Raw genomic sequence first — 12,963 nt, 5'->3', positions numbered from 1 at the left:
GCTCCGAACGCGGCCGCAAAAGTCCGCGCATGAACACCCATGTTTTACAGGCTTTTTACAGGGAAACATCGCCCATCTCTTCTAAGTCTCTGAAAAGATGGTGGGCGCGGCAAGGATTGAACTTGCGACCCCACCCGTGTGAAGGGTGTGCTCTACCACTGAGCTACGCGCCCGTTCTGGCGATGCTTGACTTCGCTCAGGACAGGGGCGGGCCTTTGCCATGCTGACCGGGCAATGGCAAGGGGAATCCCGCCCCTTTGGGCTCTCAATTGCTACTCAGGTGAAAAACAGCTTTGCCAACAGCATTTTCAGGCTGCCGGGTTTGTCTTGGTCAGGTGCTGCCGGGGCATAGTCTGACGTGCTGCATTCGAGGCAGCGCGCCTGCATTCCCCGGGCTGACAGCAGATTGTCCAGATCTGCCATGACCCGTGTGGACAGGTGCCTCTCGCGATTTGCGAAAAGGCCGACCATATCCGTGCTGGCTTTCTGGGAATCGCTGTTCAGCATTTGCTGGACGATTTGTGTGACCGGATCGACGGGGTCGGCGAGATAGACCGGGTGCCAGTCGCCAGCTTTCAATTTGGCTTGCCCAGCCACCCAATCCAGCGCCGATTGCATATCGCCAAATTCATCGATCAGGCCAAGCTGACGAGCAGTGCCGCCATCCCAGACCCGGCCTTGTGCCACTTCATTGATCTGTTCCTTGGTTTTGCCTCGTGATGCCGCCACAAGGCCAAGGAAGCGATCATAGCCGCTTTCAATGCTGGCTTGAATCATGGTTTCAGCTTCCGGTGTGAGGCCTGCCAACATATTAGGTTGTCCGGAAAGGGGAGTGGTGCTGACGCCATCCGATGTCACGCCCCAATCAGCGAGCGTATCTTCAAACGTCGGAACAATGCCGAAAATGCCGATCGAACCTGTGATGGTTTCAGGCTCTGCAAAGATACGGTCAGCCGGTGTTGAAACCCAAAAGCCACCGCTCGCTGCGACATTCCCCATGGAGACGGCAATCGGAATTTTCCGTGCTTTCTGGCGCATGATGGCGCGGCGAATTTCTTCTGAGCCAGTGACTGAACCACCGGGAGAATCCACACGGATCACAAGGCCAGCGAGATCTTTATCAAGTGCATCATCCAGCAGGCGGGCAATGCGGTCACCACCGGCAGTACCGGGGCCAGCATTGCCATCCGTGATTTCGCCAGCGATCGTGATGACGCCAATAGGCTTGCCCTTGGTGGAAAGGGGGTTCGCTGCAAGCCAGGGGTCCAGCTCGGTCATGGCAAAACTGCCGGGTGTTTTGTCGAGGCGGTCTTCGCCTACGATCTGTGCGATCCTCTGGCCCCATTCAACACGAGTGCCGATACGGTCTACAAGGCCTGCGGCCAAGGCGGCCTTCGGCAGATCGCCTTTGCTGGCGTTCACCCATTCGTCAATATTGCTGGTGGCCATGGCAATATTTGCCTTGGCGCGAGCCTGTTTGACATTCGCCTGCCATTCTTCCCACAATGAACCATAGACGGCGCTTGCATTTTCACGGGCGGCAGGTGACATGTCGCTGCGGATATAAGGCTCAACCGCGCTTTTATAGGTGCCCACGCGGAAAACATGCGCGTGGATTTTCAGCTTGTCGAGCAGAGCGCCATAATAGAGCCGCTTACCCCCGAGGCCGGAGATGACTGCGCCACCCATCGGATCAATCCACACTTCGCTGGCATGGGCGGCCAGCATCAGGGAATCATCGGTATAGGCCAGAGCGTAGACCAGGACGGGTTTCTTCGTTTGGCGGAAACGATCGAGAGCTGCGCCGATACTCTGCATATGAACCTGTCCGCCACCGGTGAAGGTGGAAAGGTCCAGTGCGATGGCCTTGATCCGGTCATCCTTGGCGGCGTTGTCAATTGCCCGCACGAGATCGCGCTCGGCAAATTCCCTGGTCGGCACGGCTGAGGAGAGCAGGGCATTGAGCGGATCGATCAGGGATGGTTCTTCGACCACACTGCCATCCAGATCGAGGAGCAGCGCGCCTTCATGAACAGCGGCCGGGCTGGGTCGCACACTCAGCGCGGCGAACAGCAAACCAAAGAACAGCAACAGAAAAAGTAGCGCCAGTGCATCCTTGATCCCAACCAAAAGGCGCCAGACCTTGCCCGCAAAACTCATATGTGAACCGCCTCAAAAGCCAAAAACACAAATCTATTCCTTGGTTCTAGGCGTGGATTGCGTGATGTTCCACCGGAAACGACTTGAGCGACATACCGCGCTCGATTAAGGGCATGGCTTTAATGAACGACACGCCACAAAACTCGCCTTACACGCACTATCCAGCCAGCCACTATCCGGCCGGTGGACAGGCGTTCCCCCATCGTGATTTGCTGGGGATTGGTCACCTTCAGACCCACCAGATCCATTATCTGCTCGATGAAGCAGAACAATGGGTGCACCTCAATCGCCAACCCAAGAAGCATAATGATGCGCTGGCGGGTTTGACGATTATCAACGCCTTCTTCGAAAATTCGACCCGGACGCTGCTCTCGTTCGAGATTGCGGGCAAGCGGCTGGGCGCGGATGTGGTCAATATGCAGGCCGCGCAGTCAAGCGTGAAGAAGGGGGAGACGCTGATTGATACAGCGGTGACGCTGAACGCCATGCGCGCCGATGCTATTGTCATTCGCCATGGGTCCAGCGGGGCCGTGGCGCTGATTGCGGATAAGGTCGATTGCCCGGTTTTGAATGCCGGCGATGGGCAACATGAACATCCCACACAGGCGCTGCTCGATGCGCTGGCTCTGCGCACAAAATTGCGCGAGCGGGGGCGCGAGGAATTTAACGGGCTTGAAGTAGTGATCTGCGGAGACATTCTGCACAGCCGCGTCGCCCGCTCCAACGCGCTATGCCTCACCGCTCTGGGGGCCAAGGTGCGCTTTTGCGCGCCGCCTGCCCTGATGCCGGAAGGCGCAGGGGAAATGGGCGTGGACGTGTTCCATGATTTTGATGCGGCGCTGGATGGGGCTGAAGTGGTGATGATGTTGCGGCTTCAGAATGAACGGATGAAGGGGCAATTCATCCCGTCTCCGCGCGAATATCGCCATCTGTTTGGCCTCACTGAAAAGCGGCTGGAACGGGCGCGCGATGATGCGATCATCATGCATCCCGGCCCAATGAACCGCGGCGTGGAGATTGACAGCAATGTTGCTGATCTGGCCGGCCGGTCGATCATTACCGATCAGGTTGAAATGGGTGTGGCCATTCGCATGGCCTGCCTCGATGTGCTGACACGGCGGTCTCGCGGAGTGCCCGGTTGGGATGCGCAGGCTCAAAAGGGGCAATGGGTATGAAACAGCCACGTCCTCTCGTCATTACAGGCGGCAAACTGGTTCTGGCAGATGGCATCCGCCCAGGCGGTTTGCGCTGCGAAACGGGCCGCATTGTTGCTATCGGCGATGTCACCCCGCAGGAAGGTGATGCCATTGTCGATGCCCAAGGCGCACTGATTGCGCCGGGGCTCGTCGATTTCGGCGTCTTCGCGGTTGATAAGCCGGCGTTTCATTTCGGTGGCATTACAAGGGCGGGGCTGATGCCCGACCAATCGCCCCATCTCGATCATCCGGCACGTGTTCGCTTTGCGGCACAAAGCGGGAAGCCCGATTTCTGGGTTCATCCCTTTGCCGGTGCCACTATGCGGCTGGAAGGCGAAAGCCTCGCCGAATTGGCGCTGATGCGCGATGCGGGTGCCCGCGCTGTGGCGACTGGACGGCGCTGGATCGGCGATAGCGGCATTATGTTGCGCTTGCTCCAATATGCGGCCATGCTCGATCTTGTGGTGGTGGCCCATGCTGAGGATGCCGGGATTGTCGGCAGCGCGGTGGCGACATCCGGGCTGATGGCGACGCGGCTTGGCCTGCCGAGTGCTCCCAGCGAAGCAGAAGCCCTGGCAGTTGCCCGAGATATTGCGCTGGCTGAACTGGCAGGCGCGCGCCTCCACTTCCGCCAGATCACCACGAAATCCGCGCTGGACCTGATCCGCGCCGCTAAACAACGTGGGGTCAAGGTAACCGCAGGCGTCACCCCGGCGCATTTCATGCTCTCCGATCTTGCGATCAAGGATTTCCGCACCTTTGCACGCCTTTCCCCGCCATTGCGTGAAGAAGCGGACCGTGTGGCGGTGGTGGAAGCCATCGCCGATGGCACGATTGATGTGGTGACATCAGGCCATGACCCGCGCGGGCCGGAAGATAAGCGCTTGCCTTTTGCTGATGCAGAACCAGGCATGGCAGGGGCCGAAACGCTGCTGGCCATGGTGCTGACGCTGGTGCGCGATGGAGCCATCACGATGGAGCGCGCCTTTGATCTCGTGGCCTCTAAGCCTGCCCAATTGCTTGGGGTTCAAGCGGGCGCGTTAGTTGAAGGCTGGGAGGCGGACATTGCTCTGATCCAGCCTGAAAAGCCATGGATCGTGGATTCTGAAAAAATGGCTGCCGCTGCGGGCAACACCCCGTTTGACAAGCAACCTGCTCAGGGCCGGGTCACAGCATTATGGAAAGGCGGCGTCGCGGTCGATTGACCGCTACCACCTGTTGCACCCGGAAAATTCAGCGCATCGCCACTGTTGCAACAGTGGCGATGGTGCCGGGCAAAGGCTTTGCTTTGCTGTAAGCGAGGCACCCTTGGCCGCCAGCCTGGAAGGACTGGCAGGTAGATGCTGCGGTTGTTTGGTCAAAGCCGTTTGCTGCGACACGCCAGTAAGTTTTGCCCGAAACACGCGCCTTGGTCATCACCAGTGCATGCCCTTTCAAGGCAGGCCATTTCGCCTGATAGCTGCCCCAGGCACGCCGGGCGTCGCTTTCACTCGTGAAACTGCCAAGCTGGATAAGATGGGTGGAGGCCGGTGTTTTCTCAGACAGAGGGGCAGCTTTGCTGGATAAGGGTGCGCTCCTGGTGAATTGCGCAGGAGCAGTTTCTGCCACCAAAGCTGGCGCAGCTTCTGCCGAAACATGCTTCTTTTCAGAGGTTTGTGGAATGGCCCTTTGGGCACGGTGATGTGGGGGTTCCACATTAGCCAGCTCAGAGGGTGGCGCTTCATTATGCGCGAGATAGGGGGAGTGTGCCCGTACCAGAGCAAGCTCTACCGGTTGGCCCCTATCGCTAAAATCAGGTTTCACATCCAGCAGTTGTGCAATCGGCAGAGCGGGTTGCTGGGCGAGGGCCATCGCTGCCCATTGTTCCATCCGCGTGCCCAATTGATCGGGCGGGACATCCTGCGCGGCCAGTGCCCTTGCTTCACGCCATTGCCCTGCCAGCGCATAGGCCAGCGCGAGATTTTGCCGGATGCGCGGATTATTTACGCCAGAACGGATGGCAACGGATAAGGTGGCAATGCCGCGCCGCGTATCGCCCGCCAAGGCAAAGGCAAGGCCCGCATCCGCCGGGTCAATACTGTCAGAGCGCTGGTCCAGTAACTTTATCGCAGCAGGAGCCTGCCCACTGCCGATCAATGCCAGCGCCAATTGCAACGTGGTGCGGTTGCTGTGATCGCCCAGTGTCAGCGCATCTTGTAATGTTGTTGCAGCGGCCAGAAAACGGCCTGAATCGAGATAGGCTTTGCCCAATATGGCGCGATAGGCGGGGTTATTAGGTTCAGACCGCACGGCCGCTTCGGCGTGGCGAACAGCCTTGCCGTGTTTGCCCTGAGCCAGCATCACTTGTGCGGTGCTGGCTGAAGTATCGGCCCGCTCAATAGAAGCCGTGGTGCATCCGCCAAGCGAAATGCTGCACAGGGCCGCAAGTGTGAGATGGCGAACCATTGCGGAGCGCGCCAAAGTTATCGCATCGATAATGAGTTTGCCCCTTTCGCGTTCGGCAGGTGAGCTTACCTTACGTAAGCACCTGCAAGTTCAGTGTTGGATCATTCCAAAATACCCCTAATTTATTCTTAAGCGCGGGCGGAAAAACCCATGGGTATAAGGATTTAGGAATAGGTGCACTGCCCCGCTTCTGAACAGAAAGCCGAAAGTTTTTGCTCGGGGTGATGCCCTGTGCCAATCCCTCAGGTTAATACGGTGCGGTTCAATAAGGGTGGAAGAGTGATGCGGTTGAAATTTCGCGGTCTTGCCTTGGGGCTTAGCGCGTCCTTACTTTTTGCCGCACCGGCTCTGGCCACGGTCAAGGATGGCGTCGATGCGTGGAGCGATGGTGACTATGCCACCGCCGTTGCTGAGTGGCGTGAACCTGCTGCCCAAGGTGACGCTGATGCCCTGTTTAATCTCGCGCAGGCCTACCGTCTTGGACGCGGGGTGCCGGAGAATAAGGCGCAAGCAGAGCAGCTTTACAAACAAGCGGCTGCCAAGGGGCACATTCGCGCTGCTGATACATATGGCCTGATGTTGTTTCAGGATGGCCGGAGGGAAGAAGCTTTGCCACTGGTGGAAGCGGCTGCAAAGCGGGGCGATCCACGGTCGCAATATTTGCTTGGCATTGCCTATTTTAACGGCGATTTCGTGAAAAAGGACTGGGTACGGGCCTATGCCTTGCTGACCCTCGCCAATAGCGAAGGATTGCCGCAAGCACGCCCTGCCATTGCCCAGATGGATGACTATATCCCTCTGAATCAGAGGCAGGAAGCCGCCGGGCTTGCCTCCTCCATGCGCGCTGAAGCTGATCGTCAACGCCGTCAGGTGCTGGCCTCTGCTGATCTTGCTGCCAATGAAGATGCGCCGGTGAATAAGGCAAGCGCCCCGCAGCCTGCCGAAACACGTGCCGTTGCGCATTCGCCTGCTTCATCTGCTCCCACCAGCGATAGCATAGCCGTGGCTGAACAAGCGCTGGAAGATGCGCATCTGGCCAAGGGTACGGAAAACCCTCGTGATGCCGGGGCCTTTTTTGCCAAGGGCAATGGTACTGCACTGGCGCAGACTGTCGCCGCTGCGCCCAAACGGACCATGCCTGCACCTGTGAAGCCCGCACCTGCTTCCAAGCCGGACGGTGCGAAAGAGCCACGGCCCGTAGGTGCTTCGGCACAGGTGAGCACTGTCTCGGCTGGCGGGAAATGGCGTGTGCAGCTTGGAGCTTTCTCGGTACCCGGTAATGCAGAGCGTTTATGGGCTCAATTGCACAATCGCCCCGAATTGCGGGGCCATCCCAAATTACTCGTTCCGGCTGGTCGGGTGAATAAATTGCAGGCTGGCGGCTATGCCAGCCGAGGCGCTGCACAAAGTGCCTGCAATGCGCTCAAGCAAGCAGGGCAGGATTGCCTTGTGACTTCCAACTAAAGCGATAAACACAGGCGCATCTGGATGAGGGGTGTGCCGAATGAGCGATCATGACGATTGGGCGGTGGAGGGTGAACTGCCTGAACATCCGGTAGAGCGGGGAGAGCGGCTGGTGTCGCTCGATCTCATTCGCGGAATTTCGGTGCTGGGCATCCTGTTCGCCAATATCACTGCCTTTGCCCATCCCATGCTCGCTTATTCCTGGCCCGGTGCTTTACCGGGCGGGGGCAATATGGCGGATGATATCATCTGGCTTATTCAGTTCATTTTCGTGGACGGGAAATTCCGGGGCCTTTTCTCGCTGCTGTTCGGGGCGGGGATGATGCTGTTTATGGAACGCGTCTGGGCTCGCGGCGGATCGCGCTGGTTACAGGCAAGGCGGTTGTTCTGGCTGATGCTGTTCGGTCTTGCCCATTTCTACCTGCTCTTCATCGGGGACATTCTGTTCATCTATGCCATTTCCGGCTTCTTCGCCTTGCCGATGCTTCGTTGGACAGCCGCGCGGCAATTGTGGAGCGGGTTGATCTGGTACGTACTGGGCTCGCTTGCCCTGTCCGGTCTGCTTGGAGCAACCGCAGCGCTTGAAGCCAATCCTACAGCCTCACTGGAGCAATCTCAGCAGTTGAGTGATGGCTGGCAATCGAGAGTGGATGAAGCGGCGGAAGAAACCGAAGTCATCCAGAATGGCGATTATGGCGATATCCTCAACTATCGGTTTTCTAACCAGAGCGATCATCTGGCAGAATCGATCTTTACCATCCTGTTCGAAACGCTCCCTCTGATGGTTTTGGGGATGGGTCTGTATCGCTTAGGTTTCTTTCAGTCGCTTTCTGTCACGTCTCGATATGTCTTTTGGGGCTGGGTTGGGGTTATTGGCGGCGCTGTTTTAAACGGTTTTTTAGGCCTGTGGGCGATGGAGACAGGCTTTGCACCATTCCTCACCCAGTTCATTTTTAACGGTCCGTCAGCCTTTCCCAGACTGGGGATGATCCTTGGAATTGCTGCCCTGCTGACCGCCTGGACGCCTCTTATTGCCAACAGTTGGCTGGGCAGCCGATGTGTTGCAGCCGGGCGCATGGCCTTTAGCAATTACATCGGCACTTCGCTGCTTATGTTATTGATTTTTCAGGGCTGGGCTGGGGGGCTTTATGGACAATTACATCGCCTGCCGCTTCTTCCGATTGTCCTGCTTGGCTGGGCGCTGATGCTCATTTGCTCGAAACTATGGCTGGATAAATACCGCTATGGCCCATTGGAATGGCTCTGGCGCTGCCTCACTTACGGGACATTATTTGCTATTAAGAGGTAAGCGCATCCTAGGAGGAATGAGAATATTTCGCATTAAGGCTTGCTACTGCAATCCAGTCGCATTAGCTTGGTTACAAGCCAAGGAGATTCGATGTGATTGTATGCGTGTGCAACGCGATCCGGGAATGCGAACTACGTCGTGCTGCGCGGCTCAATCCGGGCAATGCCGATGCTGTATACTCCACTTTGGGTAAGCGTCCACAATGCGGCCAATGCCTCGATGAAGCAGAAGACATTCTCTTTGAAGAACGCGATCTGGAGAGCCAGCAAACGCTCGCCGCGTAACTGGATTCATTCTGCTAACCATTAGCAAAACCGCAGATTTCCTTAGTTTTTTACCCTTATTTTGCTTCCTTTTTCTTGCCAAATGACGCGCGAATCGCGCATGAGTCAGGGGCGTTATTACAAAGGAATTGCATATGAAGGGCGACCCCAAGGTCATCGATTATTTGAACAAGGCGCTCACTAATGAGCTGACCGCGATCAATCAGTATTGGCTGCATTATCGTACGCTCAACCATTGGGGCGTGCATAAGCTGGCGGAATATGAGCGGGGCGAATCCATTGATGAGATGAAGCACGCTGACATTCTCGCAGAACGCGTGCTGTTCCTCGAAGGTCTGCCAAACTTTCAGGCCTTGCATAAGCTCAAAGTGGGTGAAACGGTTGAAGAGATTCTTCGCGCCGATCTTGCCATGGAAATGGAAGCTATTCCGCTGCTTAAGGAAGCTGCTGATTATTGCCAGCAGATCAAAGACTTCACGTCCGGCCAGATTTTCGAAAGCATTCTGGCGAGCGAAGAAGAGCACGTCGATTTTCTGGAAACACAGTTCGACCAGATCGAATTGATGGGCCTGCAAAATTACGTGCAGCTTAACAGCAGCTACGCCGCTGAAGGTGGCGCGGGCGCCTGAGGCTGGAAGTTCACCTGAAAAGCGATGCGGGTACTATTCGACATCGCTTTTCAGGAGGCCGTTTCATAACTTGCGGTCCTAATAGTTTGATTGCCTGATAGTTTCTGAGGCTCTTCAGCGGCTATAATACAGCAATTACGGCCACTGCACTTGGCTTCATAGAGTGCCTTATCGGCTGCCTTTGCCAAATTTTCCCACTCTTTGCTGCAGGTGCTGAGTGAGGCGCCGAGGCTGATCGTTGCCGCTATGGCAATGCCATCAACCTCGGCAGCATGCTCTGCAAAGGCCAGGCGAAGGCGTTCTGCAGTTTCCATTAGCATGGCGCGGTTTTGACCTGTCACCACGCAGGAGAATTCCTCACCACCTGTCCGGAAGACGTTTTCGCTACCTATCGTACGGCAGGCGATTGTTGCCGCCAGTTTGATAATTTTATCGCCAAAATCATGGCCATACTGATCGTTTACACGTTTGAATCGATCAATATCGAATGCGATGCAGCCGATAAGTGTATCATCAACCAAATCGCTCTTCAGTGTTTCGATCCGCTTATCCAGAGCACGCCGATTGCCAACATTTGTGAGTGGGTCCATCAATGCCAGTTGATAATTTTCAGCAGCGACCTTTTCTCGCTCAAGTGCGATCATAAAGGTGGTCACTAGCACCCCGTGGATCACGACAAGCAATGCAAAGATGGAAATCGACCACCAGGTTGGCGAAGCGGGGCCTAAAGGCGCTGGTAAAAACAAGCCGAGTGGCGTGCGGGCAAGGTTAATTCCGGCATATACCGCAAATATCCAGAACAACATGACTGCAGAAGGTAGATTCGGTGTCGTGACCTTGCGAAACTCACGTGCCGATAGCCAACTTAAAGTAGCGATAACGAGTGCATAGACGGCTTGGGAAACGAGTAGAACCGTTGCGCTATGGTCGTAGAGCAGGGTGAAGAGAAACCAGCTCACAGCCATTGCGATGACCGGCAAGACGTAGGGCTTTCGCCCACACATCACCCGACTGGCCTGCCAGGCTGCGGCATAGCTAAAGACAATGGCTGAGTGCCCAACCCTTACTGCCCAGAAATATCCGAAAAACGCCGGATAGGCGAGCAAAGCGCCTGCTATGACGCCGGATGCGAAAGGAATGACATACCAGGCGTGATTGAGCCTGCGGCTATCCTTGATCCAGAAGAGCAAGAAAATAACGAGAATAATGCCGGATAATGCGGTGGCACATGCAATAATGGTGGTAACGTCGGGAACGTTATATCCTGAGAAAGAAGGGTCAGGCCCTGGCGCTGATAATGGATATGCCAAATGCGAAATCATCCCTTTCGCTCGCAGAAGGCTCTGAAAGCTAAGCGGTTTCTACGTAATTATAGCCCTCATTCCCATGGATTTGCCACGGAAAGCTCAAAATAATTCTATTTGAGGTGAGCTATTCGTCCGTTTCATCTTCCAGTGCATGCATATCCGCGTCGGAGAAGCCGAAGTGATGGCCCACTTCATGAATTACGACGTGGCGAACCATATCAGCGAGTGAGCATTGTCGCTGACGCTGTTCGAGCAGCAGGGGGCTGCGGAACAAGCGGATGAGCGGGGGCAGGTCTCCAGACAGCCAGATCGACTGCTTGTCGAGCGGATGGCCTTGATAGAGGCCGACCAATTGCCATGAATCTTCGAGGCCGACAGCTCCTAAAGCTTCAGTATCAGCAAATTCTTCGACCCGGATCTCGATCTCAGTCAAATGTTCGGCAAAAGGTGCAGGGATGCAGGCGAAAACCCGCCGAGCGAGTGTTTCGATTTCTTCGGCCGAAGGGCCGGGCATGGGGTTGTGTTCCATACCCGGCATATAGGGTGCTTCACTTATTCGCGTAAGGGTTCTTCGCGCTACGCATGTTCAGACGCACTGGCACCGCACCAAAATCGAGATCTCGCCGGATGCTATTCATCAGATAGCGTTCATAGCTTTTTGGCAGGGCATCCAGCCTTGTACCGAACACCACAAAAGTCGGCGGCCTGGTCTTGTTCTGAGTGATGTAGCGTAATTTGATCCGCTTGCCACCGGGAGCCGGGGGCGGGTTAGCGGCCAGAGCATCATCGAACCAGCGGTTGAGCGCTGAAGTTGGAATGCGCCGGCTCCAAGCTTCGCGTACCTCGAAGGCTGCGTTGAGCAGGGCATCAAGGCCCTTTCCGGTGACAGCAGAAACTGCAATCAGGGGAACGCCGCGCAATTGGGCAAGGCCTTCTTCAAGCGCTCCGCGGATACCATTGAACAGCGAACTCGGCTCTTCGGCCACATCCCATTTATTGATGGCAATGATCAGCGCCCGCCCTTCTTCAAGGACCAGATTGGCGATCTTGAGATCCTGCGCTTCCAGCCCGCGCGTTGCATCAAGCAGGAGAACAACAACTTCAGCATAATCGATGGAGCGCTGCGCATCGACTACGGACATGCGCTCAAGCTTCTCAGTAACACGCGATTTTTTGCGCATCCCGGCTGTGTCGACAAGGCGGATTGGGCGCTTCATGCCCGTTTTGGCATCATCCCACACCCAGTCCACCGAGATTGAATCGCGGGTAATCCCGGCTTCCGGGCCGGTCAGTAGCCGATCTTCCCCAAGGAAGCGGTTGACGAGCGTTGATTTCCCGGCATTGGGCCGGCCAACGATGGCAAGGTGGAGCGGGGCAAAGGCATTGTGTTTACCGTCCACCACTTCGCCATTTTCATCAAGTTCCACAGGAACATCGACTTCTGGCGGTTGAATCTCACCGTCAGCTTCTTCTGGCTCAGCCTTTTCAAGCAGCGGCTGCAAAGCTTCAAACAGTTCAACCATGCCTTCGCCATGTTCAGCGGAAAGCGGCACGGGTTCACCCAAACCGAGGGCGTAGCTTTCCAGCAGACCAGCATCGCCGGTTTTGCCTTCAGCTTTGTTGCCGACCAGTACGACAGGCACATTCTCGCCGCGCAGCCAGCGTGCAATTTCTTCTTCGAGTGGTGTGATACCAGCGCGCGCATCGAATACGAACAGCGCAACATCGGCACCTTTCAGTGAAACTTCGGTTTGCGCGCGCATCCGACCGGGCAGCGAACTGGGATCGTCATCTTCCCAACCTGCAGTATCAACGGCAGTAAATTCCATATCAATCAGGTGGGCAGCGCCAAAGCGGCGGTCACGCGTCACACCCGGCTGATCGTCAACCAGCGCAAGGCGCTTGCCAACTAACCGGTTGAACAGCGTCGATTTTCCGACATTCGGGCGGCCAATAATAATGACCTGAGGTGATTTTTGCTTTTTCATGGCGATTCGCGACGTGGCGACTAGTTGCGCACTTGGCAAGTCAAAGCGTTCAACAGTGGGAAGGTTGGCGCATTCCGATCGCGATGTGATGTAGCCAAGTGACGGGTTCTTAAGCACTTATGGGGACGATCAAAAGTTAATATCGATTTACCATAGGCTGATAGCGGGCACTAAGATTCGA

General features: G+C 56.1%; 11 protein-coding genes and 1 tRNA gene. 6 read left to right on the top strand and 6 right to left on the bottom strand.

Annotation, left to right across the window (positions count from 1 at the left end; translation table 11 throughout):
* Positions 1–98 precede the first annotated feature (98 nt).
* Positions 99–173, bottom strand: a tRNA-Val gene (locus tag GRI39_RS07010).
* A 103-nt stretch (positions 174–276) separates the two neighbouring features.
* Entirely contained in the window at positions 277–2,160 is a 1,884-nt protein-coding gene (gene sppA / locus GRI39_RS07005; RefSeq protein ID WP_160738981.1) for a signal peptide peptidase SppA, read from the bottom strand.
* Positions 2,161–2,282: 122 nt separating this feature from the next.
* Here sppA and GRI39_RS07000 point away from each other — a divergent pair, with 122 nt between their 5' ends.
* Together GRI39_RS07000 and GRI39_RS06995 are read left to right on the top strand one after the other, a co-directional pair.
* Positions 2,283–3,335 (top strand): aspartate carbamoyltransferase catalytic subunit, encoded by a 1,053-nt coding sequence (locus tag GRI39_RS07000; RefSeq protein ID WP_160739247.1) that lies wholly within the window; start codon positions 2,283–2,285, stop codon positions 3,333–3,335.
* Entirely contained in the window at positions 3,332–4,561 is a 1,230-nt protein-coding gene (locus tag GRI39_RS06995) for a dihydroorotase (RefSeq protein ID WP_160738980.1), read from the top strand. The genes GRI39_RS07000 and GRI39_RS06995 overlap by 4 nt, the downstream gene beginning before the upstream one ends.
* A gap of 28 nt (positions 4,562–4,589) precedes the next feature.
* On the opposite strand, the gene GRI39_RS06990 is transcribed toward GRI39_RS06995, so the two are convergent.
* Positions 4,590–5,801: an SPOR domain-containing protein gene (locus GRI39_RS06990; protein ID WP_160738979.1), complete on the bottom strand. Its 1,212-nt coding sequence runs from the start codon at positions 5,799–5,801 to the stop codon at positions 4,590–4,592.
* Between the two features lie 282 nt (positions 5,802–6,083).
* Here GRI39_RS06990 and GRI39_RS06985 point away from each other — a divergent pair, with 282 nt between their 5' ends.
* From GRI39_RS06985 to bfr, 4 genes are all read left to right on the top strand, one after another.
* On the top strand, positions 6,084–7,265 hold the full coding sequence (locus GRI39_RS06985) for an SPOR domain-containing protein (RefSeq protein WP_160738978.1): 1,182 nt from the start codon (positions 6,084–6,086) through the stop codon (positions 7,263–7,265).
* Positions 7,266–7,305: 40 nt separating this feature from the next.
* Positions 7,306–8,574 carry a DUF418 domain-containing protein gene (locus GRI39_RS06980; RefSeq protein WP_160738977.1) on the top strand — a complete coding sequence of 423 codons (1,269 nt, stop codon included), beginning with the start codon at positions 7,306–7,308 and terminating at the stop codon, positions 8,572–8,574.
* A gap of 92 nt (positions 8,575–8,666) precedes the next feature.
* Positions 8,667–8,858 carry a (2Fe-2S)-binding protein gene (locus tag GRI39_RS06975; protein ID WP_160738976.1) on the top strand — a complete coding sequence of 64 codons (192 nt, stop codon included), beginning with the start codon at positions 8,667–8,669 and terminating at the stop codon, positions 8,856–8,858.
* 134 nt (positions 8,859–8,992) lie between these two features.
* Positions 8,993–9,487 (top strand): bacterioferritin, encoded by a 495-nt coding sequence (gene bfr / locus GRI39_RS06970; RefSeq protein WP_160738975.1) that lies wholly within the window; start codon positions 8,993–8,995, stop codon positions 9,485–9,487.
* Positions 9,488–9,537: 50 nt separating this feature from the next.
* On the opposite strand, the gene GRI39_RS06965 is transcribed toward bfr, so the two are convergent.
* The 3 genes from GRI39_RS06965 to der form a co-directional block, all read right to left on the bottom strand.
* Positions 9,538–10,809, bottom strand: coding sequence for a GGDEF domain-containing protein (locus GRI39_RS06965; RefSeq protein ID WP_160738974.1), 1,272 nt, complete (start codon positions 10,807–10,809; stop codon positions 9,538–9,540).
* A 109-nt stretch (positions 10,810–10,918) separates the two neighbouring features.
* Positions 10,919–11,308, bottom strand: a complete 390-nt coding sequence (locus GRI39_RS06960; protein ID WP_160738973.1) for a metallopeptidase family protein — start codon at positions 11,306–11,308, stop codon at positions 10,919–10,921.
* A 34-nt stretch (positions 11,309–11,342) separates the two neighbouring features.
* Positions 11,343–12,782, bottom strand: coding sequence for a ribosome biogenesis GTPase Der (gene der / locus GRI39_RS06955; RefSeq protein ID WP_160738972.1), 1,440 nt, complete (start codon positions 12,780–12,782; stop codon positions 11,343–11,345).
* Positions 12,783–12,963: the final 181 nt, after the last annotated feature.

Origin of the sequence: Altericroceibacterium indicum (assembly GCF_009828105.1) — a bacterium.
Lineage (GTDB): Bacteria > Pseudomonadota > Alphaproteobacteria > Sphingomonadales > Sphingomonadaceae > Altericroceibacterium > Altericroceibacterium indicum.
Note: the sequence above shows the minus strand (reverse complement) of the source record. Positions and strands in the feature narration are given on the sequence as shown.